Raw genomic sequence first — 21,406 nt, forward strand, 5'->3', positions numbered from 1 at the left:
GGGACCCGAACCGTCGTCAGCCCGCCTCCAGGGCCTCGGCCCGCTCGACCAGGCCGGCCGCGAGGCCGTCCCAGTCCAGTCCGAAGGGTGCCCGCGGGGGCGCTGTTAGCCTGTTCTCCATGATCGGGAACGGCAGCAGGTCACAGGTGTCCGGCTTATCGACGGCGAGCGGTCCGCAGCGCGCCCTCATCATGGCGAGCTTCGTCAGCCGGGTCGGCAACGGGCTGTTCAACACCGCGTCGGTGCTCTACTTCACGCTGGTGGTGCACCTGCCCGCCGCCCGGGTCGGCGTCGGCCTCACGATCGCCGGGCTGGTCGGGCTGCTGGCCGGGGTCCCGGCCGGGAACCTGGCCGACCGGTACGGGCCGCGCACGGTCTGGCTGACGGCCCTCACCCTGCAGGCCGCGACGATGGCCGCCTTCGTCCTCATCCACGACTGGGCCACCTTCACGGTCGTCGCCACCCTGGACCGGCTCGCGGCGACGGCGGCCGGCGCCGCGGGCGGCGCGCTCATCGCCCGCGCCGGCGGCGAGCGCCCGGCCGCCTTCCGGGCGAGACTCCGCACCTTCGTCAACCTCGGCGTGGTCCTGGGCACCCTCGGCGCCGCCTTCGCCGTCTCGGTCGGCACCCGCACGGCGTACACCGCGCTCATCCTCGCCAATGCCGCCAGCTTCGCCTGCGCCGCCCTGATCGCCGTGCGCGGCCTCCCGGACTACCGGCCGCTGCCCCGGCCCGAGGAGCACCACCGCGCCGCCGTCCTGTCCGACCGGCCGTTCGTGTCCTTCGTCGCGCTCTACGGCGCGATGGGCCTGCAGTACCAGACCGTCTCGCTGCTGCTGCCGATCTGGCTCTCCGCCCACACCGACGCGCCCCGCTGGACGGTGGCGGCGGTCTACGCGGTCAACAGCGCGGTGTGCGTGCTGCTCCAGAGCCGGATCGGCTCCCGGGTGGAGACTCCGCACCAGGGCGGTCGGGCGCTCCGCCTCGCGGGGCTGTGCTTCCTGGTCAGCTGCCCCTTGATGGCCCTGACCGCGGACGTCCCGGTCTGGGTCGCGCCGGCGCTCGTCGTCCTCGCCGTCGGCGTGCACAGCCTCGGGGAGGTGTGGGAGTCCTCGGGCGGCTACGCGCTCGGCTTCGGCCTCGCCCCCGACCACGCCCAGGGGCAGTACCAGGGACTCCTCGGCGTCGGCTTCAACACCGGTCAGGCCCTGGCCCCGGCGGTCCTCACGACGGTCGTCCTCGGCTTCGGACATTCGGGCTGGCTGCTGCTCGGCGTGTTCTTCGCAGCCCTCGGCGCGGCCGGCCCGCCGCTGGCCGCCTGGGCGGAACGCACCCGCCGCCCGAACGACGACCCGGCCCCCACGGCATCGGTCCACCCCGACGAGACCCCGCTCCCCGACACCGTCTGAGGCGTATCGCTGTGATGGGCTGAGCACTTGATCGGATGTGTCCGTCCGGTTGGTGATCAGTGCTGCGATGTGAGACCGGATCGCGACTGGCCATGCGCACCGACAGGCGTGCCGAGCTGCCCGGGCGTCCGCAGTCCGCAGTCCGACGTTCGGACCACGCGATAGGGTCCGCCCATGTGGGAGGGACTGGAGAGCATCGACTGGGCCGGGCTGCAGCACAACTACGGCTCCGCGGCGGACGTGCCCGGGTTGCTGCGGCGCTGCGCCGGCCCCGACCGGGAGGACGCCTGGGAGGCCGCGGGCGATCTGGACAACCTCCTGTTCCACCAGGGTGGTTGGGTCTGCTCCGCCGCCTCGGCCGCCCTGCCGTACCTGGTCCGGCTGGCCGCCCGGCCGGACGTCGTGGCCCGGCGTGAGCGGCTGGAGCTGCTGGACCTGCTGACGAGGCTGAGCGGTGAGGCCGCGCTCGTCGCCGAGACGCAGGTCGATCCGGCGTGGGGGGCGGCCTGGGAGCGGGCGCTGCCCGAGGTGCTGGGTCAGCTGTCCGATCCCGACCCCGCGATCCGCCGGACCGTCGCCGATCTGCTGGGAGGCTGCGGCAGCTCCGGGGCGCGGACGCTGCCCGCCCTCCTGACGCGGTGGGAGGCGGAGGAGGATCCCGCCACCCGCCTCGACCTGGTGATCGCCCTCGGCCACGCCGCCCGCCGGGAGCCGACCGCAGGCCTGTCCACCCGGACCACCGCCCTGCTGCGCGGGCTGCTGGACGCGCCCGAACCGCAACTGCGGCTGGCGGCCGTGCACGCGCTGGCCCCGGACGATCCGGGCCTCGCCGGCCGGCACCTCGGCCTCGTCCTGGACGCGGTCCGCGACCCGGGGGTGGAGCTCTGGCGGCAGACCAGCACGGCGGACTGCGGTGTCCAGGGCGTCCAGGGCTGGACGGCCGGCCTGTTCCCCGGCGCCTCGCCCGCGTACGTCCTCGGCCTGCTCGCCGAGCACCCCGACCCGGAACAGCGCACCGGTGCACTGGGCCAGGCGGGCGGGCTGCTCTCCCGGTGGCGCTCGGCGGTGCCGGCCGTGCTGCCCGCCGTCGCGGCGCGCCTGGACGATCCGGACACCGAGGTCCGCTACCGCTCGGTCGAGTTGCTCGCCTGTCTCGGCAGCGCCGCGGCCGACCACGCCGACGCGGTGGCCGCACTGCTCGACGACACCGCCACCCGGAGCACCCGGGCGGGCGAAGCCGTCCGCGAGGCGGCGGCGTGGGCCCTGGCGCGGATCGGCGACCCGCGCTGCGTCCCCGCCGTCGTCGACCTGGTCACCGCGGGCGGTCGCGCCACCGCCTTCGGCGCCGCCGGGGTGCACCACGCCCGGTTCGGCACCCACCACGACCCGCAACTCCCCGGCATCCATGAACTGCTGGCCCCGCTCCGGGAGCACGCGGACGCCCTCCTGCCGTCGATCCGCGCCCACCTGCGCGGCTCCGCCCCCACGCTGGCCCGCCCGCTCTGCGAGGTGCTGGCCGGCTGGGGGCCGGCTGCCGCGCCCGCCGTGCCGGAGCTGCTCGGCCTGCTCGCGGACGACGCGACCTGGGCCCCGGCGGCGACCGCGCTGGCCGGGATCCGGCAGCCGGCCGGCGAGGAGGCCCTCACCCTCCTGCGCGCCCGCACCACTGCCGCCGCGCGCTCCAACGCCGCGGGCGCCACCGCCACCGGAGCGGACGCGGAACTCGCCGCCTGGGCCTGCTGGCGGCTCGGCGGCGAGCCCGGACCCGCACTCGCCGTGCTGGGCCCGGCCGCAACCGACGGCCGCTTCGTGGGGCCCGCGCTGCGCAAACTCGCCGACCTCGGCCCGCACGCCGCCCCGTACCGGGACCGCCTCCGCGCGCTGGTCGCCGACCCGTACGACTGGGTCAGCGTCGAGGCCGCCCACGCCCTGTGGGCCGCCACCGGCGACACCGACACCGCCGTGCCGGCCCTGCTCGACGCCTGCCGCCGCCTCCCCGCCGGCACTTACTACCCGGCCATGCTGCAGGCCGTCCGCCACCTGACCCGCATCGGCCCGGCCGCCCGCCCCGCCGCCGCCGTCCTGGCCGAGGCCCTGACCCGCGACGAACGCCTCAGCACGTCCGGCGCCTGGCGCGCCTTCGTGGACGACGAGGCGATCCGCGCCGCCGTCACCGAGCTGTGCCGGGTCACAGCCGCAACGCCCCCGCCGGCGGCCGCATCCGACGCCCGTACGGGGTGAGTGCCAGCACGCCGGTGCCGCGGACCGGCGTGCCCGGCCCGAGCGACAGCGGGTCGAGGCTCAGCTCGCCCGCCAGGCGGGGCGCCAGCTCCAGGAGTTCCCACATCCACTCGTCCTCCTCGTCCCCCTCCGCCGGCAGCCGGCCCGCCACGAGCGGGAGCAAGCCGAGCTCGGCCCGGCGCCGCTGCTCGTACCCGAGCGGCGCGCCGAGCTCCAGGTGCCCGGTGTCCTCGCCCGGTATGTAGGCGAACCGCCGCACGGCCGCGCCGCGTTCGGCGACCAGCACGGCCGAGCCGTCGTTCTGCGCACTCCACCAGTACGCCTGGGCCCGGCCGTAGCGGGCGCTCAGCCGCCGCCGGGACCGTCCCGGCGCACCCGCTGCAGCAGCGGCACGACGCCCTCGCCCCACGAGCAGAACAGCCGCACCGCAGCCTGCCGCACCTCGGCGTCCGGATCCCCCAGCAGCGGCAGCACGCTCGCCGCCTGCGAGCTGCCCGCGTCCCCGCACGCGTGCAGGGCCCGCACCGCCGCGCGACGCACCGCCGCGTCCGCGGAGGCGAGGTCCGGTACCGCCTGTCGAGCGTCCATGGTCCGCCACGCTAGCCCGCCGCACCCACAACTCCCCGTCCGGACCGGGCCACCCGTACCGGATTGGCCCGGGACGGCGGCCCGGCCGGCCACTACTCTCGGCCGCACACCCATCAGCCACACAGCCGATCAACCACGCAGTCGATCAACCACGCAGTCGATCAACCGCACAGCCGGTCAACCGCACAGCCGATCAACGGAGAACCCGATGCACCCCGAACTCGCCGCCGACCTCGCGCGGTTGCCCGAACTCCTGGAGGAGACCCGGCAGCACGCCCTCGCCTTCCTCGACGGCCTCGACGTGCGGTCCGTGATCCCGCGGGCGGGCGGTGACGGGTTGCCGACGGCCGGCGGCAGCGGGTTGCCGACGGCCGGCGGTGGCCTGCCCGCGGCGCTGGCGGAGTTCGCCGAGCGGTGGGAGCCGTGGCTGTCGGCGAGCGCCGGGCCGCGGTACTTCGGATTCGTGACCGGTGGTGCGACCCCTGCGGCGCTGGCGGGCGACTGGCTGACCGCCACCACCGACCAGAACTCCAACTCCTCACTGGACCCGGCCGGTCAGCAGCTGGAGCGCGAGACGGTCGGCTGGCTGCGCGAGCTGTTCGGGCTGTCCCCGGCGCACCACGGCACCTTCGTGAGCGGCGCGACCATGTCGAACACGGTCGGGCTGGCCATCGCCCGTGAGTGGCTGGGCGAGCGGCTCGGCGTGGACGTCGCCGAGGACGGGGTCGGCGCGCTGGGCCCGGTCCGGGTGCTGTCTGGCGGCGCGCACTCCTCCGTCCCCAAGGCGCTGTCGGTGCTGGGCCTGGGCCGGACGGCGCTGCACGACGTGCCCCTGCTGCCCGGCCGGGAGGCGGTGGACGTGGCCGCGCTGGAGCGGGCGCTGGCCGAGGCCGACGGGCCGTGCGTCGTGGTGGCCAACGCGGGCACGGTCAACACCGTCGACTTCGACGACCTGCCGGCGATCGCGGCCCTCCGCGAGCGGTACGGGTTCTGGCTGCACGTGGACGCCGCGTTCGGCGCCTTCGCCGCGCTGTCGCCGCAGCACGCGCACCTGGTGGCCGGCCTGGACCTCGCCGACTCGGTCTGCGTCGACCTGCACAAGTGGCTCAACGTGCCGTACGACAGCGCCGTCCAGTTCACCCGCCGCCCCGACCTGCAGGCCCGGGTGTTCCGGAACGCCGCCGCCTACCTCGGCCCTCTCGGCGACCACCCCGACCTGGTCCACCTCACCCCGGAGAACTCGCACCGCCTGCGCGCCCTGGCGGCCTGGTTCACGCTGCGCGCGTACGGGCGCTCCGGCCACCGGGAGATCGTGGAGCGCAACGTCGCGGGCGCCCGCGCACTCGGCGAGGCGGTCGAGCGGATCGACGGCCTGCGCCTGCTCGCCCCGGTCCGGCTGAACGTCGTCTGCTTCACCCTGGCGACGGATCCCACGCCCGAGCGCCTCGCCGACCTCGCCGCCGAGGTGGCCGGCGAGGCCTTCCTCACCCCGACCCGCTACGCCGACCGGCCCGCCCTGCGCGCGGCGTTCAGCAACTGGCGCACCACCGAGGCGGACGTCCGGCAAACGGCGGAGGCGCTGGCCCGGGCCGTCGGGAAGCCGGCCCCGACCGGAACCTGAGGGCCTGACCGGACACAGGCCTGACCGGATGGACCCGACTGGAGCAGCGCCCGACCGGAGCAGGGCCCGACCGGCCCCGGCTCAGCGCCGGTTGTGGTCCCCCGTGCCGCCGTCGATCAGCTCCCGCAGGATGTCCACGTGCCCGGCGTGCCGCGCGACCTCCGTCGTCATGTGGATCAGCACCCAGCGCAGCGAGACGGTGTTGCCCGACCACGACGTCCCGAGGTCGTCCAGCGCGAGCTCCCGGATGGTCTCGTCCGCACCGGCCCGCGCCCGCGCGTAGAACTCCAGGATGTCCGCCGTCGACTCGTGCGGTTCCACCCGCATGTCGGACATCTCGTCGGCGTCGAGGTCGAACGGCAACGGCCCCGTCTCCCGGCCGAACGTCTCCCGGAACCACCCGAGTTCGGCACCACCGAGGTGCTTCACCAGCCCCAGCAGGTTCGTCCCGGACGGCGTCATCGGCCGGCGCAACTGCTCGTCGTCCAAGCCCTCCAGTTTCCACAGCACCGCATCGCGGTGCCGGTCCAGTGCGACGTGAAGGCTTTCCTTCTCCTCACCCGTGAAGGGCACTCGCTTCTCCATGACCGGACCGTACCAGCCGGCACCGACAACCCGGCTCCCCGATCACCGCCCCGGACCGGCCCGCCCCGACCCGTCCCTGCCCGGCGGGGATCACGGGTGCGCCCCGTCCCCGTACACGCCGCCCGCCCGGTCGGTCAGGCCCGCCATGAACTCCGCGTGCGCGAGGTTCATGAACGGAAGCGGCCGCCACCGGCTGCGGTGGTCGGGGTGGTCGCGGAACCGCTCCGCCGTCCTGCACAGCCGCGCCCACCACAGGACGCCGTCCTGCCGCATCCGCTGCGTCCACCCGGGCTCGTCCCCGCGGCCCTCCATCAGCACGTCCTCCCAGGCGCCCAGGACGTCCGACAGGAAGATGCAGTCGGACTTCGTGACGTCCGCCAGGCGCTCGGCGGCGAACCGGGCGTCGGTGCCCTCGGGTTGGGCCTCGACCACTTCGCGTAGCCGGGCGTCGAGGAAGGCCCGCAGCGGCGTGACGTCCTCGTAGTGGAGGTCGTCCGAGAACTCCAGCAGTTCCACGGGCCTGCGTTCGCGTGCCATCGTGCGGTGTCCCCTCGGTCTCGGGCGGCGCGGTCGTCGACGGTCCGTCACGGAAATCCGACGGAACGTCATGTTCTCGCCCCGACCATAGCCCCGCCCCGACGGACGTCGCACCGGATTGCCGAACCTCCCCACCCGGCCCGCGACGCGTGCCATCATGGGCGCCGCCCGCGCAACACGCCCGGCCCGCCTTGACCTTCACACCGGTGTGAAGGCCGATGATGCTCCCATGACCGCCACACCGTTCGACCCGTACGCGCTCCTCGCGCAGAGCCGCCTCGGCATCCTCGCCACCATCAAGGCGGACGGCCGGCCCCAACTCTCCCCCGTCCTGCCGTTCTACGACCGGGAGGCGAACGCCATCCTGGTCTCCACCCGGGACGGGCTGGCCAAGACCGCCAACCTGCGCCGCGACCCCCGGGTGAGCCTGGAGGTGACCGGGCCGGACGGGCGCTCCTGGGCCACCGCCGAGGGCGTCGCCGCCCTCACCGGCCCGGGAACCGACCCCGACGGACCCGAGGTCGAGGCCCTGGTCGACTACTACCGCCGCGCCGCCGGCGAGCACCCCGACTGGAAGGAGTACCGCGAGGTGATGGTCGCCGACCGCCGGGTGCTGCTCACCATCCCGGTCGACCACGTGTACGGCACCCACCTCTGAGCGGGCCGGACCGGCCACCGGCCCGGGGCGGCGACCACCGCGCGCCCCGGGCCACGGCTCACCCCAGCGTCGCGGTGACCACCGTGGCGTCCAGGTCCTCGTGCCGGCTCTCCGCCGCCGTCAGCCCGGCCTCCCGCGCCACCGCGAGGGCCGCCGCCACCTGACGCTCACTGGTCTCGAACAGCAGCGCGCCGTCCGCCGCCAGCCACCGCGGCACCTGCGCGACCACCCTGCGCAGCACGTCCAGGCCGTCCGCTCCCCCGTCGAGCGCCGGCCGGGCCTCGTGCAGCCGCGCCTCGGGCGGCAGCAGCGCGAGGTCGCCCGTCGGGACGTACGGGACGTTGGCGATCAGCACGTCCACCCGGCCGTGCAGCTCCGGGGGCAGGGCGGCGAACAGGTCGCCCCGGTGGACCAGCCCGCCCATTCCCGCCAGGTTGCGGCGGGCGCAGCGGACGGCGTCCGGGTCGATGTCCGCCGCGTGCAGCTCGACCGGGTGCGCGGCCCCGGCCGCCACGGCGGCGCCCAGCGCGCCGCTGCCGCAGCACAGGTCGAGCACCACCGCGCCCGGGCCCCGGGGCGGGCCGGTCAGCGCGGTCGCGGCGGCGGCCAGGAACTCGCTGCGCCGGCGCGGGACGAAGACACCCGGGTCGACGGCGATCCGCAGACCGGCGAACTCGGCCCAGCCGACGACGTGTTCGAGCGGACGGCCTTCGGCGCGGGAACGGACCATGGCGGCGAGGTCGGCGGGCGAGGCGGCGGCGGAGAGCAGGACACGTGCCTCGTCCTCGGCGAACACGCAACCGGCTGCGCGCAGTCGGGAGACCACCGAGGATCGGAGAGCGGCGGAGGAGAAGACCGGCAAGAGAACCCCTTAGGGGAAGACGGGAAGAGGAGGAACGGAGGAGAAGGACTCCGTCAGGGCTCCCGCCAGGGCCGACACCGTCGGCACGCCGCCTACGCTACGCGCGCGCGGCGACCGCACGGCCGCACTCAGGGAGCACCCGCTCGGACATTCCGGTAATGGGTCTCACCTCCCTGGGTCGCGGTCACACTCGGCGTCAACCACCTTACCGCACGGCCCGCCGAGGATGATCAACCGTGCTGCGGCCCCCGGCCCTTGCCGCTCGGTCGGGCGAGCGCGTGCGCTCCGTCGGGCGCCCACCGGGCAGTCGGCCCGGGGGCCGACCCGCGGGCCGCCCCAGGGCGCGGTGGAGGGCGCCCACTCCCCGCTTCCGCTTCGCCCGCCGGGCGGGATCGCCCTCCGCTCCTGCGGATCCGCGCGCCGGTCCGACGGTTACGCCGCCGGCCGGACGGTCACGCCGCCGGTCAGACGGGCTGCGGCGCCGGTGAGGTCGGCTGGGGCGCCGGCGGCCTGGTGCGGTATCCGTCGGCCCTGCCGGGAGGCACCAGGCAGGGCAGCAACCAGTCCCAGAGGGCGCCGACCCGACGGGCACGCTCCTCGGCGGGGCAGCCGTCGGCGAACACCACCTCCAGACCACAGGCGGCGGTCACGACCAGCGTCTCCGGGCCGAGACCGTCCGAGCGGTCGCGCAGTTCACCGGCGCGGTCGGCTCCGGCCAGCAGGTCCCGGACGACGCCGGCCCAGACGCCGTGGAAGCCGCGCACACCCGCGAAGACCCGCCGGGGATCCACCGCCCCGGCTGCGCCCGACCCGAACCCGCCCGACCCGAGCCTTCCCGCCCCGAGCCCGCCCGCAGAGGGCCCGCCCGCGGTCGGTCCACCTGCGGAAGGGCCACCCGCCCCGGACCCACCCGTCGCGTGGTCCGTCTGCCAGCCGCCCGCGCGGCCGAGGCGGAACGCCGCCCGGACCACCGGGTCCGTCCCCAGGGCGTCGACCAGCCAGTACCCGGCGTCGATCAGCGCCTGGAGCGGCGAGTCGACGGCACGGTGGTCGCCGCAGGCCGACCGCAGCGAGCGCTCGGCCTGCTCGAAGACCGCTCTGGCCAGCTCCTCCTTGGAGGCGAAGTGGAAGTAGAGCGCCCCCTTCGTCACCCCTGCGGCTGCAGCGATCTCGCCGAGGGTGGCACCGGCGTAGCCGCAGCGGTCGAACAGCCCCGCCCCCGCCTCCACCAGCCGCCCGCGCGTCCGTTCCGACCTCTCCTGGACCACTCGTCCCACAACCCCTCACGACGACAAGCACGTTCCGACCAGACCCCGGCGAACTCGCGGGCGGGCGACGGGCCCTGCGACCGACCTGCTCAGCCGACCCGGCTGAGTCGGGCCGCCGCCTCCGGCAACCCGGCTCCGGCGGCGACGGGTTCGCGCCCGGTCCGCTCCGACGCGGCGGGTCGCTCCGGCACAGCGGTCCGGTCCGACGCGGCGGGTCGCTCCGGCGCGGCGAGCAGGATGGAGCGCTGCAGGCGGCGCAGTCCGACCGAGGGCTCCATGCCCAACTCCCGTACCAGGGTGTTCCGCAGGCGCTGGTAGGCCTCCAGGGCCTCGCCGCGCCGTCCGGAGCGGTGCAGGGCGATCATGTACTGGCCGTGCAGGCTCTCGTGGGTGCGGTAGCGGTCGACCAGGACGGTGAGTTCGGCGAGCAGCACGCGGTGCCGCCCGAGCCGCAGGTCGGCGTCGATCCGCTGGTCCAGCGCGCAGAGCCGGGTCTCCTCCAACCGCTTGGCCTCGACGGCGAGTTGGCCGCCGATCGGGACGTCCGCGAAGGCCGGTCCGCGCCACAGTGCGAGCGCCTCGCCGAGCATCCGGGCGGCCAGCGGATGGTCCTCGCCGTCCATCGCCCGGTAGCCCGTGCCGGCCAGCCGCTCGAACTCGCGGACGTCCGTCAGCCCGCCGCCGCTGTTCAGCATGTAGCCGCCGGGCGAGGTGACCAGGACGTCCTTGGCGCAGGACGCCCCCGGGCCGCCGTCCCCCTGGGCGAGCGCCCGGTCGATCAGGTCGCGCAGTTGGAGGACGTACGTCTGCACGGTGGTGCGCGCGCTGCGCGGCGGACGGCCGGACCACAGCTCGTCGGCCAGCACCCCCGCCGACACCACCTGGTCGGCACGAAGTGCCAACAGCCCCAGCACCTGGCGCGGCTTCGGCGCCGACGGCACCACCGACACCCCGCACACCCGGACGTCCAGCGCCCCGAGCACCCGAATTTCCACGATGACCACCCCAATCACACGGAACGCCGCAGGCTCTTCCGCCGCGGCCGGCACCCGGGTCGACAAGCCCAGGGGGCAACTGTCTCCAGTGAAAAACAGGACGCGCGGTTTGTCAATACAAAACCGAACGTGCTGTTTGTTTTCAGTTGAGGGCCGCCCGCTCACCCGCTGGATCCGCTCCGCCACCCTCCGTACCGGCCGCAGCGCAAAACAAAGGCGGCGCAGGACCCCCGCATCCCGCCACCGCCACCGCGCCTTCGCGCGCCCACCTCCCGCGGACGGGAGGCCGGTTGATCCGGCGTCAGCCCACGCCGACCCCTGCCTGCTGCTCGACCGGCACCGCACCGCCCTCGTCGCCGCCGTCCCCGTCCACGCCGTCGTCCGACGCACGGGCCGCGGCGATCTCGGCGACCACCTGGGCGCCCCGGTCCGGCCCCATCCGCAGCGAGCCGAGCACACCCGGCACGGCGATGCTCGGCATCAGGTGCTGGAACAGCCCGGACACCCGAAGCTCCAGGTCAGCGCGCCCGGAGAGCTTCTGGGACTGGATCTGGACCCCCGTCCAGGCGGCGATGACCAGCCACGCGGTGTCCGCCGGAACGACGTGCGGCAGCAGCTCACCGCGCTCGCCGGCGACGGTCAGCAGCGCCTCCATCCGGTCGATCCACCCGGGGATGGCTCCCCCGCCGAGGTCGTCGAACAGGTCCTGCCCGAGCGAGAGCCGGGCACCCGCGCTCAGCAGCGGGTCACGCGGCATCAGATGCGCCACGACCATCCCGGTGTCCACGAACTCCTGGAGCTTGCAGCTCCGTTCGGGAACCCCGTCCTGGGAGAACTGCTCCTCGACCACGCCCTGTGCGAGATCCCGCTTCGACGCGAAATGGAAATAGACCGCACCGCGCGTCACCCCGGCCCGGGTCACCACCTCCCCGATGGTCGCTCCCTCGTACCCGAACTCGTCGAAGACCGATGCCGCCGCCTCCAGGATCAGCCGACGCGTCCGGAGCGCCCGCTCCTGCCGTACCACCGCAACCACCCCGCCCTGAGATCCCGGAAAACAAAACCAAACACCCCGTATCTTAGCTACGCCCCACCCGCAACCGACAAGACGATGTCGGGCAATCCCCCAACCACTCGCCCTTCCCCGCAGTCCGCCGAGCCCCGTCCGACGGTCCGTCACCACGCGACCCGCCAGCCACTGCCGTTCGACTTACCCAGGGAAATCCTTTCGCTCACAAAAACCGAACGATTGGTTTCCTTTCGACGCGCAGTCGCCCTCCCCGTGGCCGTGCCGTCGCGGCCGGTGGGTGAGCTTCCTCTGCGCGGACCAGGAGGAGGTCCAGGACATCGTCTGCGGCGACCAGCACCTCGCCGTCCGGACCGTCGCCCGCTTCCCGGGCACCCGCGGCCCGCGCACGGTCTACGCCGTCAGCACCCCGTGGGCCGCACTGGGCGTCCTGCAAGCCCGCGTCCGCCGCCCGGACGGCACCGTCTTCCCCGACCGCGCCCGGTTCCCGGACGGGAAGGACTCGGCACACGTCCCCGGCGACCTCATCTGCGAGTGAGAAACCCGCCGGTCCGCACAAGAACCGCGCCCACCGGCGCCTCCGCGGGATCCGCCGCACCATCGGCCGCCTGCCGTCGCCCACATGCACCACTCGCCCGAACCGCGTGAACCAGCAGGCCGGGGCACACGTCGGGCTGCCTGCACCCGCCCCCCGCAACAGGCTTCAGGACTCCTTCACGGCAGCGGCGTTGCGGCGGGTCTCGTCGAGGTGGAAGCCGATGTGGCGGGCGAGGACCAGCGGGTCCTGCGGATTGTCGGCCTGGAAGGTGATGCGGCGCAGCAGGGTGACGCCGTCGAGCCCGACGCCCTCGCGGGCGAGCACGAAGAGGAGGGTGAGGAAGGCCGCGCGGGCGTTGCCGTCGTCGAAGGGGTGGAAGAAGCAGACGTCGAGGTAGGCGCGGGCGGCGCGTACGGTGAGCGGGAGCGACCCGCCACCGTCGGCATCACCGGCGGGACCGGCGCCCTCGGCGGCGCAGGCGCTCTCGGCGAGGCAGGCGTCGAAGTGGGCGCGGGTGTCGGGGGCGATGCCGTAGCGCTCCCCGCCGCCCTTGGCGAAGGCCGGCAGGGTGCGGAAGCGCGGCGGCTCCGGTGTGCCCAGCACGTGCTGCTGCCAGCCCCGGAGCAGTTCGAAGTCGAGGGCGGCGCCGCGTGCCGCGTCGGCGCGGAGTCGGTCGAGGGCGGCGAGCAGGCCGTCCGCCCGGGCGGGGTCGATGGAGCCGTCGAAGGCACGGATGTCCTCGGCGGCTCCGTCGCGGGTCGGGGTCACCGGCCCGGGCGTCGCCTCCGCCGAGGGTTCCGGCCAGGCCACGTCCGGGCGCACGGCGAGCCAGCGCTCCAGGTGGTCCGGTACGGCCGCGGCCGTGGCGGGCCGGTCGGCGGCCTCGACGGGCCGGTCGGCGGCCGCTGCCACCGGCGGCAGCGACTCCGCCAGCCGCTCGGCGACCTCGTGGACCAGGACGGTGTCGGGGCTGACCCAGCTCGTGAATCGCCCGCCGACCGCCTCCTCGACGAGTTCCCGGGCGGTGTCGGGCGCGACACCCCAGCGGGCGAGGAACCAGGTGAGCACCTGCTTGCAGTGCCCGTACCAGCCGCTGTCGCCGCAGGTGCGGTCGGCCACGTGCAGGATGAGGCTGCGGGCGGCGCTCTGCCACAGGGCCCGCTGTTCCCCGATGGCGGCCGGGTCCAGCGGGTACGCCTCGAACCGTTCGGCGAGGTCCTCCAGCCAGGCGCGCCACTCGCGCACCGCCGCGACGACCCGCCCCAGCGTCTCCTCCGGGGTGGTCACCGAGTGCGGCGGGCAGCACCAGCTGTCGATCGGCCCGCCGTCGTAGTCCCCCTCGCCGATGGCCCAGCGCCAGCCGACGATCCAACCGCCGTAGTGCTGCGCGAGGGCGTAGGACATGGCGCCGGCCCAGGGCGCGGCCACGTTCCGGCTCCACTCGCGCCGCTCGGCGTCGCCCGTGGGGGCGTCGGACGCGGAGGGCACGCGCAGGGCCGGCCCGAGCCCGCGGACCTCCCGCTCGACCGATGCCTCGTCGAAGGGGTGACGGGCCGGGTCCACGTCGTGCCAGCTCAGGCGGCCGGGGGCCAGGTTCGGAATCACCGCGTCAGCTTGGCACACCGGTGCGATGCCGGTTCAAGCGGTTTTCGGCCCGGCCCGGCGTCAGCTCGCCCAGGGCAGCCGCAGTGCCTCCAACTCGACGTCGCCCAGCAGGGCTTCGACGAGGGCCGGGGGCCCGGCGACCTTGGTGGCCCAGAGGTCGTAGTCGGTGCACAGCACCCAGGAGCGGTCGGCGGCCCAGAGGTTGGAGGGGCTGGAGTCCACGTCGTCGGTGTCGTAGAGGAGTTCGGCGTCGCCGAGGCGGCCCTCGCGCACGTGGTGCTTGTCGAGGTCGTCGGCCGCCATCATCAGCGGGTTGTAGTAGGCCAGGCAGCGGGTGTCCGGGCCGGCCGGGCTGTGCTCGGTGAGGACGGCGATCAGGCGGTTCCAGGTCTCCCGGTCGAGGCTCCCCTCGGTGGGCGGGACGATCCCGAGCGGCCAGCTGCCGCCCTTCCTCGCGGACGGGAAGCAGTGGTGGCAGGGCAGCTGCCCCTCGGGCACGACGGGGTCGCCGGTCCGTTCGGCGAGTTCGGCCCAGCGCAACCGCCGCCAGCCGGGTCCGGGGTGCTCGGCGCGGCCGAGGTCACCGCCCGTGGCCACGCCCACGGCGTCGAGGTCCACGCCCACGAGGACGAGGGGCTGCGCGCTCCCGTCCGCCAGCCGGGCCCGGCGGTACTCGTGGTGGGTGAGTTCGCCCGGCCCCTGCTCGTGCTCGTACATGGCGTTGAGCACCCAGGCGGCATCGGGCATCGCCGGCGGCATGAACCCGAGCACGCCGTCGCCGCACAGCTCGGTCAGCCAGTCGGCCGAACTGGAGGGCGCGAGGGGCCACCGCCCGCGCAGCGGGCCGGTCGACGATTCGGGGTCCTGAGGCATCCGATCATGATCCCACACCGGTGGCTCGGGGCCGCCGGGCTGGCGGCGCGGTCTGCACGGCCTGCACGGCCTGCACGGCCTGCACGGTCTGCACGGTCTGCACGGTCTGCACGGCGGATCATTCGCAACCAAACGGTTGAACAAGCACGCGAGGCGGCGTAGCGTTGTTCTCAACCAATCGGTTGAGGAAGAGCAGGAGTGCATGGTGGCTGTCGACCAGCTGTCCCGGGCGTTCGTGGCCCTGGCGGATCCGACGCGACGGGACATCGTCGCCCGGCTGTCACTGCGGGACGCGACCGTCGGCGAGTTGGCCGAGTCCTATGCGATGTCCATGCAGGCCGTCTCCAAGCACCTGAAGGTGCTGGAGGAGGCCGGACTGGTGAGTCGCAGCCGGGACGGGCAGCGACGGCCGTGCCACTTGGAGCCGCAGGTGTTCGACTTGATGACGAGCTGGATCGAGCGGTACCGGCGCCAGGCCGAGGAGCGCTTCGGCCGCCTGGACGCCCTCCTCGCGGAGCCGGCGGACGACGATGCCCACACCGGGCCCGCCACCACCTCCACCTCCACCGACAGCGACAGCGACAGCAGCGACGACAGCGACAGCCACGGCAAGGACCGACCCCAGCAGAGCGAAGGAGACCCGTCATGACCTCCACCACCGGCCCCGAGACCCACATCGAGGCGGACCCGCAGCTGCCCACCATCCGGATCGTCCGCGAGTTCGACGCCCCGCAGGAGCGGGTGTTCCGGGCCTGGATCGAGCCCGAGCTGGTCGCCCAGTGGCTCGGCCCGAAGGACCTGGAGATGAAGATCGACACCTGGGAGGCCCGGACGGGCGGGCACTACCGCTACACGATGCACCGCGAGGGCCAGGAGATCGCCGCCTTCTACGGCTCCTTCCACGAAGTCCGGCCGACCACCCGGCTCGTCCAGACCTTCACGTTCGAGGGTGTGCCGGACGGCGTCTCACTGGACACCGCCACCTTCGAGCCCGCCGGGGAGGGCCGCACCCGGGTCACCGTGCTGTCGGTGGTCGACAGCCTGGCGGCCCGGGACGCCATCCTGGCCAGCGGCATGGAGCACGGCGTCGTCGAGGGCTACCGGCAGTTGGACGCCCTGCTCGCCACGGGCCCCGCCGCGGGCTGACCGAGCGACGGGCGGGCTCACGTGCCGCCGTGATCGCCCGGGCCAACCGGCTCCGGACTCCTGGGCCCGCGGGCTCCCGGGTTCCCGGGTTCCCGGGTTCCCGGGAACCCGGGCGATCAGGGCAGCACGGCCACCGCCTCCACCTCCACCAGCTGGTCGTCGTACCCGAGCACCGAGACGCCGAGCAGAGTGCTGGGCGCGTCGTGCTCCCCCATGTACGCGCGGTACACGTTCCACACCTTCACCAGGTCCGCCTGGTCACCGGAGGCCACGTACACGGTCGTCCGGGCGATGTCCGTCAGCCCGGCGCCGGCGTCCTCCAGCACCGTCACCAGGTTGCGCATCACCTGGTGGGCCTGCGCCTCGAAGTCGCCGACGGCGACCGTCCGGCCCTCCTCGTCGAGCGGACAGGCCCCGGCCAACCACAGCGTGCGCGCCGGGGCGTCGACCACCGCGCCGTAGGCGTAGTCGACGGCCTGCGTCAGACGTGTGGTGCGGATCAACTTGACGGCGCTGCTCATGAGGTCCTCCGACGGCCCGACCGAACGTTCGCGCCCATCGTTGGCCCCATGTGAACGACCGTCAAACGATTTACCGACGGAATCCCCGCGGTCACAAGGCCGGTGCACCCACGATTCACCGTTGCGGGTGATGGCGGGCGACCCCACCGGAACGCGATCCTGGTGCCCGCGCACGCACCTGCACACGTGTGCCTCCGCCCGCAACCGCCGCCCGGGAGCCGCCCCATGGAACGCCAACCGTCCGACCGCGACCAGGACGCCGGCGTCGGACGGCGCCGCGTGCTCGGCCTCGCCCTCGGGGCGGGCCTGGTCCCGGCGCTCGCCCCCTCGCTCGCCCCGGCGGCGCAGGCAGCGCAGGCGGCACACGCCGCACACCCGACGCCCACCCCACCCCCCGCACGGGACACCGAGCCCGCCGGCGCGCTGGGCCTGCGGGTCGCCGCCGTGGCAGCCGCCCAGATCGGGGTGCCGTACGCCTGGGGCGGCGGCGACCGCCTCGGCGCGGGCCTCGGCTTCTGCGACGACCAGAACGGCTACCTCAACGGCGTGTGCATGGGCGAGACGACGGTGGGCTTCGACTGCAGCGGCCTCTCGCTCTACTGCTGGTACCGGGGCAGCGAGGGTGCCGTCGAGCTGGGGCACTACACCGTCGCCCAGTTCAACCGCAGCGCCCCGGTGGAGCGCGACGCGCTCGCCCCGGGCGACCTGCTGTTCTTCTCCCGCCCCGACGCGCCGCTGCACCACGTCGGCATCCACGTCGGCGACGGCGCGATGATCCACGCCGAGCGCACCGGCACGCTGGTCGCCCGCGTCGAGCACGTGCTCGACGTTCCGCGCTGGGCCGGCGAGTTCGCAGGCGCCCGCCGCCCCGGGCCGCCCGCCGACTGACCGCCCGCCTGACCGACCGCCACCCCGGCCACCCGTCGCCTGACCGGCCGCCGCCCCGGCCCGGCCCGGCCCGCCCGCCGCCTGACCGGCCGCCGCCCCGGCCCGGTCACCGGTCACGGACCGGTGCGCCGCTCCCCCGTTCCCCGGTGGACCCGGAGCAGCAGCGACTGCAGCACCTGCCGCTCCCCCGCGTCCAGCGGCGCCAGCACCTCGTCCTGCACCGCCCGCGCCTGCGCGTCGAGTTCGGCGAGCAGCGCCCGCCCGGCGGTGGTGATCGAGACCGAGACCCGCCGCCGGTCGGCGCGGTCCCGGGCGCGCTCGACGCACCCGGCGGCGGCGAGTTGGTCGGCGACCTTGGCGAGGTCGCTCGGGTCGAGACTCAGCCGCCGTACGAGGTCGCGCTGGGCCTGCGGACCGAAGTCGGCGAGCGAGGCGAGCACCGCCATGTGCCAGAGCCGCAGGCCGCGTCCGGCCAGCCGCTCGGCGAGCCGGACACGGGCCGTCCGGCCGACCCGGGAGAGCAGATAGGTGCTCAGATCCAACAGGGACGGGGGAAGTTCGAGTCCCTGGAGGTCGGGCGCGGAGCCCTCGGGCGCGGGACGCTCGGACGCGGAGGGCGGGTTCTCGGAGGCCATGGCGCCATTCTAGGGTCCACACCTATAGTGGGTGCTGACCCACTAATGGACCCGAGTCGCCCGTGGCCGACCTGAGCCACCCCGACCCGACCCGACCCGACCCGATCCGACCGAACCCGATCCGAACCCAGGAGTTCGCCCGTGGACGCCCTGTACCCCCGCCTGCTCGTCACCCGCTTCGCCGACTGCTTCGCCTTCTACGGCGCGATCCTGCCGCCGTTCACGGGCGCCGCCCTGGTCAAGGGCACACCCGAGGGCCCGTACGCCAACTGGGACGTCGCCGACCAGGCCGTCCTGGTGCTCTTCGACCGTTCCATGATGGCCGCGACCCTCGGCACCGCCGGGTCGCCCGCCCGCCCCGCCGCACCCATGCAGGACTCCGCGATGCTGGTCTTCCGGGTGGACGACGTGGACTCCGCGGTCGACCTCTGCCTGCGCCACGGCGGCACCCTGGCCGTCAAGGCGACCGACCGGCCGGAGTGGGGCCCGAACCTCCGCACCGCCCATCTGCGGGACCCGGACGGTCACCTGATCGAGCTTCAGTCCTACGGAGACTGAGACGCGTCCCCCTGACGCAGGGCCAGGAACACCGGTCGGGGACACCGGCCAACGACGCCGGTCAAGGACGGCGGTCCTCGCGGTGGTCGGGGTGTTCGGCGCAGGACCGCGCGGGGACACCAAGGGCGTGGGCGGGCGCGTCGGGCACTGCCGCGCGATCGCCGCCCGCGCGCGCTACCCCAGGGGTCGTCGGCCGGTCGGCCTGCGCGACCTCCGCGGCTGCCGCACGACGACGCGGCCGAAGGTCTTCTTGCCGACCAGCTCCACGCGCAGCCGGACCGGCACGTCGGGGTCCGGCGTCTGCCGGTCCCTGACCCTGCTGAACTCCAGGGCCAGGCCGTCGGCATCGACCACCATGCCCGGCGCGACGATCAGCGTCAGGGTCTTGCCCCGCATGTCCAGCGCGATCTGCACGGCGTCATGGGTGATCACCGCCTGCGTGAAGTCCAGCGTCACCTTGCAGAACTCCGCGGACAGCTCCAGCCGCCGGGGCACCACCCAGCGCCCCGAACGCTCGACCGTACTGAACCGCTGGTCGATCCGGACCACGTCCTTGACCTCGGCCAGGGCCCCGGTGGCCGAGACCGGCCCGGTCGGCAGGTCGACGGTGAGTTCGGCCAGCTCGTCGACCGTCCGCGCCGACAGGGCCGCGTCCACGCGCTCGTCCAGCTCGTCGGACGTCAGCCGGCCGTCGCCCGCCGCGACCCGGAGCAGCTCGACCACCCGGTCCCGGTCCGCGTGGGAGGCCCGCATCGCGGGCTGCGAACCGTGCCCGGAGGGCGTTCCGGCGGGCTTCCCGGCGGACCCTGCGGTGGGCTTCCCGATGGGCGAGATCTCTCCCGGCATGCATCCCGTCCTGAGCTCGACGAAGGGCTTTCACGCGATGGGGTCGGCGGTGCGGCCGACGACGCGAACAGGAACACGCTATATCGCGATACGTTTGGCCGCCAGGGTCGACCACGGACGGGCCGGCCGCCGGCCGACCGACCACGGCAGGCCGACCATCGGCAGATCAACAGTTCGAGCAGGGGATCGCATGGAGCTACGGCAGCTGCGCTGCTTCGTCGCCGTGGCCGAGGAGCTGCACTTCGGCCGGGCCGCCGAGAAGCTGCTGCTCGGCCAGCCCGCCGTGAGCCAGCAGGTCCGGCGCCTGGAAAGGGAGTTGAAGGTCGAGCTGTTCGACCGCTCGCCCCGGCACGTCCGGCTGACCCAGGCCGGCGAGCGCTTCCTGCCCGCCGCCCGGGACGTCCTGGCCGCCGAGGACGCCGCCCGCGCCCTCGCCGCCGATCTGGCCGCACCGGCCGTCCTCCGGCTCGGCACCGTCACCGGGCTCGGCGAGCGGCTCGACCTGATCCTGGACACCTACCAGCGGCGGGCCCCCGAGGTGCGCGTCGAACTGCACTCCGCCCCGGTGCGGGAACGGCTCGCGCGGCTGGCGGACGGCCGTCTCGACGCCGCGTTCGTCCGCGGTGCCGTCGCCGAGGACAGCCCCGACCTCCGCTTCCTGCCCGTCTGGCAGGACGAGTTGGTGCTCGCGCTGCCCGCGCGGCACGCCCTCGCCGACCGGCCCGAGGTCGACCTCGCGGACCTCGCCGACCTGCCGCTGCGGCTCACCGAGCGCCGCAACAACCCGGCCCTGGTGGACCTGGTGACGGACGCCTGCGCCCGGGCCGGCTTCCGGCCGGTCGCCGGCCCGGCGCACGACGGCACCCTCCAGGACACCCTGGCCTCGATCGGCACCGGCACCCCGATGTGGACGGTGGTGTACGCCGCCAACGCCCGGATGACGAACGCCCACCGGATCGCCTTCCGCCCCTGCCGGACCCCGCTGGCCGTACCGACCTCGATCGCCGTACGGCGCACCGCCCCGCTCCCCCGGCTGCTCCTGGAAGCCTGCCGCCGCACCGCTGCGACCGGGGACGATCAGGATTCGTGATCGCTGCCAGAGCGAATCGGGTCTGGGTGCCGACGGCCCGGTGGGGTGGACTGTTCCCAGCCGGAGAAACCGGCAGGAGAGCCCGGCCGGAAGTCCCGGCGGGAACACCCGGTCAGGAGCCGAACATGCCCATCGTCACCATTCAGCAGGGCCCGCGCGGGGTCGAGCAGAAGCGCGAGCTGGTCGAGCGGATCACCGAGGCCTTCGTGGCGACCCTGGAGGTTCCCGCCGAGAGCGTGTCGGTGTGGATCCAGGAGTACCCGGCGGAGAACTGGGGCGCCGCGGGCCGACTCACCGCGGACCGGTAGCCGCCGGTCGCCGCCGCGAGCCGGCCGCCGGGCGTCTCCCGGCGGTCGGCGGCCGAGGCAGGCCAAGGCCAAGGCGGCCAAGGCGCCCAGCCGGCCGAGGCGCTCAGGCAGCCAGGCAGGCAGACGGTCGAGGCAGACCGGCGGGCCCGGCCCGCTACTCCTCCACCAGCAGCACCACGCGGTCGCCCGGTCGCCCCGCCGTGCGGGTCGGGCCGTCCGCCCCGGCGAGCGCGTCGGCGAGGGTGTCCGGTGCGCAGGCCCGCCCGAGGACCGGCGACGCCGCGTCCGCGTTTGGAACGTGCCCGAGCACGGCGGCGCAGTAGCGGCCGTCGGGTACGGGCAGCGGGCGGAGTTGGGCCGAGCCGGCCGGGGCGGCGGCGACGGCCCCGGCGAGGGCGAGGGAGCCGGCGAGGGCGGGGGCGGCGAGCCTGCGCGGGATGCGCACGGGATACCTCCGGTACGGGTGGGGACAGCGGCGGCCGTGGACTCGGCCGCCGCGCCCCATTCGACGGGCGGCCGCCGCCCACGGCCCGGCCGACACACCGCGAGCCGCACCAGTCGTACGTTCGCCACCGGCCCGACGGGCGCCGCGCCCTCGCCGGCCCGC

General features: G+C 74.8%; 26 protein-coding genes. 11 read left to right on the forward strand and 15 right to left on the reverse strand.

Going from position 1 to position 21,406, the window contains the following annotated elements; genetic code table 11:
* Positions 1-16 precede the first annotated feature (16 nt).
* The gene (locus tag ACIGG8_RS05540) at positions 17-193 is read right to left on the reverse strand and encodes a hypothetical protein (protein ID WP_396545964.1); all 177 of its coding nucleotides are present in this window, start codon (positions 191-193) and stop codon (positions 17-19) included.
* Here ACIGG8_RS05540 and ACIGG8_RS05545 point away from each other — a divergent pair.
* Both ACIGG8_RS05545 and ACIGG8_RS05550 read left to right on the forward strand, forming a co-directional pair.
* The gene (locus ACIGG8_RS05545; protein WP_396545965.1) at positions 192-1,409 is read left to right on the forward strand and encodes an MFS transporter; all 1,218 of its coding nucleotides are present in this window, start codon (positions 192-194) and stop codon (positions 1,407-1,409) included. The two genes, ACIGG8_RS05540 and ACIGG8_RS05545, sit on opposite strands and share 2 nt — an antisense overlap.
* 174 nt (positions 1,410-1,583) lie before the next feature.
* Positions 1,584-3,650, forward strand: a complete 2,067-nt coding sequence (locus tag ACIGG8_RS05550) for a HEAT repeat domain-containing protein (RefSeq protein ID WP_396545966.1) — start codon at positions 1,584-1,586, stop codon at positions 3,648-3,650.
* Here ACIGG8_RS05550 and ACIGG8_RS05555 read toward each other — a convergent pair.
* A complete protein-coding gene (locus tag ACIGG8_RS05555) occupies positions 3,598-3,936 on the reverse strand; it encodes a hypothetical protein (protein WP_396545967.1) in 339 nt (112 codons plus the stop codon). The genes ACIGG8_RS05550 and ACIGG8_RS05555 overlap by 53 nt on opposite strands.
* A 59-nt stretch (positions 3,937-3,995) precedes the next feature.
* The gene (locus tag ACIGG8_RS05560) at positions 3,996-4,238 is read right to left on the reverse strand and encodes a hypothetical protein (RefSeq protein WP_396545968.1); all 243 of its coding nucleotides are present in this window, start codon (positions 4,236-4,238) and stop codon (positions 3,996-3,998) included.
* Positions 4,239-4,446: 208 nt separating this feature from the next.
* Here ACIGG8_RS05560 and ACIGG8_RS05565 point away from each other — a divergent pair, with 208 nt between their 5' ends.
* Entirely contained in the window at positions 4,447-5,859 is a 1,413-nt protein-coding gene (locus ACIGG8_RS05565; protein ID WP_396545969.1) for a pyridoxal phosphate-dependent decarboxylase family protein, read from the forward strand.
* 81 nt (positions 5,860-5,940) lie between these two features.
* Here the strand turns inward: ACIGG8_RS05565 and ACIGG8_RS05570 are convergent, their stop codons facing one another.
* Complete coding sequence (locus ACIGG8_RS05570) at positions 5,941-6,444, reverse strand: DinB family protein (RefSeq protein WP_396545970.1); 504 nt, start codon at positions 6,442-6,444, stop codon at positions 5,941-5,943.
* A gap of 90 nt (positions 6,445-6,534) precedes the next feature.
* Complete coding sequence (locus ACIGG8_RS05575) at positions 6,535-6,981, reverse strand: hypothetical protein (protein ID WP_350522877.1); 447 nt, start codon at positions 6,979-6,981, stop codon at positions 6,535-6,537.
* A gap of 229 nt (positions 6,982-7,210) precedes the next feature.
* On the opposite strand from ACIGG8_RS05575, the gene ACIGG8_RS05580 reads away from it, so the two are divergent.
* The gene (locus ACIGG8_RS05580; protein WP_350522878.1) at positions 7,211-7,639 is read left to right on the forward strand and encodes a PPOX class F420-dependent oxidoreductase; all 429 of its coding nucleotides are present in this window, start codon (positions 7,211-7,213) and stop codon (positions 7,637-7,639) included.
* Positions 7,640-7,697: 58 nt separating this feature from the next.
* Here the strand turns inward: ACIGG8_RS05580 and ACIGG8_RS05585 are convergent, their stop codons facing one another.
* From ACIGG8_RS05585 to ACIGG8_RS05600, 4 genes are all read right to left on the reverse strand, one after another.
* Positions 7,698-8,501 (reverse strand): putative protein N(5)-glutamine methyltransferase, encoded by an 804-nt coding sequence (locus ACIGG8_RS05585; RefSeq protein WP_396545971.1) that lies wholly within the window; start codon positions 8,499-8,501, stop codon positions 7,698-7,700.
* Positions 8,502-8,965: 464 nt separating this feature from the next.
* Positions 8,966-9,769 carry a TetR family transcriptional regulator gene (locus tag ACIGG8_RS05590; protein WP_396545972.1) on the reverse strand — a complete coding sequence of 268 codons (804 nt, stop codon included), beginning with the start codon at positions 9,767-9,769 and terminating at the stop codon, positions 8,966-8,968.
* 89 nt (positions 9,770-9,858) lie between these two features.
* A complete protein-coding gene (locus ACIGG8_RS05595) occupies positions 9,859-10,764 on the reverse strand; it encodes a BTAD domain-containing putative transcriptional regulator (protein ID WP_396545973.1) in 906 nt (301 codons plus the stop codon).
* 301 nt (positions 10,765-11,065) lie between these two features.
* Positions 11,066-11,791 carry a ScbR family autoregulator-binding transcription factor gene (locus tag ACIGG8_RS05600; protein ID WP_396545974.1) on the reverse strand — a complete coding sequence of 242 codons (726 nt, stop codon included), beginning with the start codon at positions 11,789-11,791 and terminating at the stop codon, positions 11,066-11,068.
* A 280-nt stretch (positions 11,792-12,071) separates the two neighbouring features.
* On the opposite strand from ACIGG8_RS05600, the gene ACIGG8_RS05605 reads away from it, so the two are divergent.
* Positions 12,072-12,329 carry a hypothetical protein gene (locus ACIGG8_RS05605; RefSeq protein WP_396545975.1) on the forward strand — a complete coding sequence of 86 codons (258 nt, stop codon included), beginning with the start codon at positions 12,072-12,074 and terminating at the stop codon, positions 12,327-12,329.
* 165 nt (positions 12,330-12,494) lie between these two features.
* On the opposite strand, the gene ACIGG8_RS05610 is transcribed toward ACIGG8_RS05605, so the two are convergent.
* Both ACIGG8_RS05610 and ACIGG8_RS05615 read right to left on the reverse strand, forming a co-directional pair.
* The gene (locus ACIGG8_RS05610) at positions 12,495-13,934 is read right to left on the reverse strand and encodes a cell filamentation protein Fic (RefSeq protein ID WP_396545976.1); all 1,440 of its coding nucleotides are present in this window, start codon (positions 13,932-13,934) and stop codon (positions 12,495-12,497) included.
* 60 nt (positions 13,935-13,994) lie between these two features.
* On the reverse strand, positions 13,995-14,807 hold the full coding sequence (locus ACIGG8_RS05615; RefSeq protein WP_396545977.1) for a hypothetical protein: 813 nt from the start codon (positions 14,805-14,807) through the stop codon (positions 13,995-13,997).
* Between the two features lie 202 nt (positions 14,808-15,009).
* Here ACIGG8_RS05615 and ACIGG8_RS05620 point away from each other — a divergent pair, with 202 nt between their 5' ends.
* Positions 15,010-15,456 carry an ArsR/SmtB family transcription factor gene (locus tag ACIGG8_RS05620; RefSeq protein WP_396545978.1) on the forward strand — a complete coding sequence of 149 codons (447 nt, stop codon included), beginning with the start codon at positions 15,010-15,012 and terminating at the stop codon, positions 15,454-15,456.
* Positions 15,453-15,953 (forward strand): SRPBCC family protein, encoded by a 501-nt coding sequence (locus ACIGG8_RS05625; RefSeq protein WP_396545979.1) that lies wholly within the window; start codon positions 15,453-15,455, stop codon positions 15,951-15,953. The genes ACIGG8_RS05620 and ACIGG8_RS05625 overlap by 4 nt, the downstream gene beginning before the upstream one ends.
* A gap of 116 nt (positions 15,954-16,069) precedes the next feature.
* Here the strand turns inward: ACIGG8_RS05625 and ACIGG8_RS05630 are convergent, their stop codons facing one another.
* Positions 16,070-16,474, reverse strand: coding sequence for a RidA family protein (locus ACIGG8_RS05630; RefSeq protein ID WP_396545980.1), 405 nt, complete (start codon positions 16,472-16,474; stop codon positions 16,070-16,072).
* A gap of 225 nt (positions 16,475-16,699) precedes the next feature.
* Between ACIGG8_RS05630 and ACIGG8_RS05635 the strand changes: the two genes are divergently transcribed.
* Positions 16,700-17,362: a C40 family peptidase gene (locus ACIGG8_RS05635; protein ID WP_396545981.1), complete on the forward strand. Its 663-nt coding sequence runs from the start codon at positions 16,700-16,702 to the stop codon at positions 17,360-17,362.
* A 113-nt stretch (positions 17,363-17,475) separates the two neighbouring features.
* Here ACIGG8_RS05635 and ACIGG8_RS05640 read toward each other — a convergent pair whose 3' ends face one another.
* Positions 17,476-17,997, reverse strand: coding sequence for a MarR family winged helix-turn-helix transcriptional regulator (locus ACIGG8_RS05640; RefSeq protein WP_396545982.1), 522 nt, complete (start codon positions 17,995-17,997; stop codon positions 17,476-17,478).
* A 141-nt stretch (positions 17,998-18,138) separates the two neighbouring features.
* Between ACIGG8_RS05640 and ACIGG8_RS05645 the strand changes: the two genes are divergently transcribed.
* A complete protein-coding gene (locus ACIGG8_RS05645) occupies positions 18,139-18,555 on the forward strand; it encodes a VOC family protein (protein ID WP_396545983.1) in 417 nt (138 codons plus the stop codon).
* Positions 18,556-18,729: 174 nt separating this feature from the next.
* On the opposite strand, the gene ACIGG8_RS05650 is transcribed toward ACIGG8_RS05645, so the two are convergent.
* On the reverse strand, positions 18,730-19,401 hold the full coding sequence (locus ACIGG8_RS05650) for a DUF1707 domain-containing protein (RefSeq protein ID WP_396545984.1): 672 nt from the start codon (positions 19,399-19,401) through the stop codon (positions 18,730-18,732).
* Positions 19,402-19,591: 190 nt separating this feature from the next.
* Here ACIGG8_RS05650 and ACIGG8_RS05655 point away from each other — a divergent pair, with 190 nt between their 5' ends.
* Positions 19,592-20,491, forward strand: a complete 900-nt coding sequence (locus ACIGG8_RS05655) for a LysR substrate-binding domain-containing protein (RefSeq protein ID WP_396545985.1) — start codon at positions 19,592-19,594, stop codon at positions 20,489-20,491.
* Between the two features lie 125 nt (positions 20,492-20,616).
* A complete protein-coding gene (gene dmpI / locus ACIGG8_RS05660; protein ID WP_350522894.1) occupies positions 20,617-20,799 on the forward strand; it encodes a 4-oxalocrotonate tautomerase DmpI in 183 nt (60 codons plus the stop codon).
* 154 nt (positions 20,800-20,953) lie between these two features.
* On the opposite strand, the gene ACIGG8_RS05665 is transcribed toward dmpI, so the two are convergent.
* Positions 20,954-21,244: a hypothetical protein gene (locus ACIGG8_RS05665; protein WP_396545986.1), complete on the reverse strand. Its 291-nt coding sequence runs from the start codon at positions 21,242-21,244 to the stop codon at positions 20,954-20,956.
* Positions 21,245-21,406: the final 162 nt, after the last annotated feature.

This window comes from Kitasatospora sp. NPDC085464 (assembly GCF_044541955.1).
Lineage (GTDB): Bacteria > Actinomycetota > Actinomycetes > Streptomycetales > Streptomycetaceae > Kitasatospora.

What these genes read in the sequence shown, in the direction of transcription:
- ACIGG8_RS05545 (WP_396545965.1), top strand. Translation starts at nt 192, where the DNA reads ATGGCGAGCTTCGTCAGCCGGGTCGGCAACGGGCTGTTCAACACCGCG.
- ACIGG8_RS05540 (WP_396545964.1), bottom strand. Translation starts at nt 193, where the DNA reads ATGATGAGGGCGCGCTGCGGACCGCTCGCCGTCGATAAGCCGGACACC.
- ACIGG8_RS05550 (WP_396545966.1), top strand. Translation starts at nt 1,584, where the DNA reads ATGTGGGAGGGACTGGAGAGCATCGACTGGGCCGGGCTGCAGCACAAC.
- ACIGG8_RS05560 (WP_396545968.1), bottom strand. Translation starts at nt 4,238, where the DNA reads ATGGACGCTCGACAGGCGGTACCGGACCTCGCCTCCGCGGACGCGGCG.
- ACIGG8_RS05565 (WP_396545969.1), top strand. Translation starts at nt 4,447, where the DNA reads ATGCACCCCGAACTCGCCGCCGACCTCGCGCGGTTGCCCGAACTCCTG.
- ACIGG8_RS05570 (WP_396545970.1), bottom strand. Translation starts at nt 6,444, where the DNA reads ATGGAGAAGCGAGTGCCCTTCACGGGTGAGGAGAAGGAAAGCCTTCAC.
- ACIGG8_RS05575 (WP_350522877.1), bottom strand. Translation starts at nt 6,981, where the DNA reads ATGGCACGCGAACGCAGGCCCGTGGAACTGCTGGAGTTCTCGGACGAC.
- ACIGG8_RS05580 (WP_350522878.1), top strand. Translation starts at nt 7,211, where the DNA reads ATGACCGCCACACCGTTCGACCCGTACGCGCTCCTCGCGCAGAGCCGC.
- ACIGG8_RS05615 (WP_396545977.1), bottom strand. Translation starts at nt 14,807, where the DNA reads ATGCCTCAGGACCCCGAATCGTCGACCGGCCCGCTGCGCGGGCGGTGG.
- ACIGG8_RS05620 (WP_396545978.1), top strand. Translation starts at nt 15,010, where the DNA reads ATGGTGGCTGTCGACCAGCTGTCCCGGGCGTTCGTGGCCCTGGCGGAT.
- ACIGG8_RS05625 (WP_396545979.1), top strand. Translation starts at nt 15,453, where the DNA reads ATGACCTCCACCACCGGCCCCGAGACCCACATCGAGGCGGACCCGCAG.
- ACIGG8_RS05630 (WP_396545980.1), bottom strand. Translation starts at nt 16,474, where the DNA reads ATGAGCAGCGCCGTCAAGTTGATCCGCACCACACGTCTGACGCAGGCC.
- ACIGG8_RS05635 (WP_396545981.1), top strand. Translation starts at nt 16,700, where the DNA reads ATGGAACGCCAACCGTCCGACCGCGACCAGGACGCCGGCGTCGGACGG.
- ACIGG8_RS05640 (WP_396545982.1), bottom strand. Translation starts at nt 17,997, where the DNA reads ATGGCCTCCGAGAACCCGCCCTCCGCGTCCGAGCGTCCCGCGCCCGAG.
- ACIGG8_RS05650 (WP_396545984.1), bottom strand. Translation starts at nt 19,401, where the DNA reads ATGCCGGGAGAGATCTCGCCCATCGGGAAGCCCACCGCAGGGTCCGCC.
- ACIGG8_RS05655 (WP_396545985.1), top strand. Translation starts at nt 19,592, where the DNA reads ATGGAGCTACGGCAGCTGCGCTGCTTCGTCGCCGTGGCCGAGGAGCTG.
- dmpI (WP_350522894.1), top strand. Translation starts at nt 20,617, where the DNA reads ATGCCCATCGTCACCATTCAGCAGGGCCCGCGCGGGGTCGAGCAGAAG.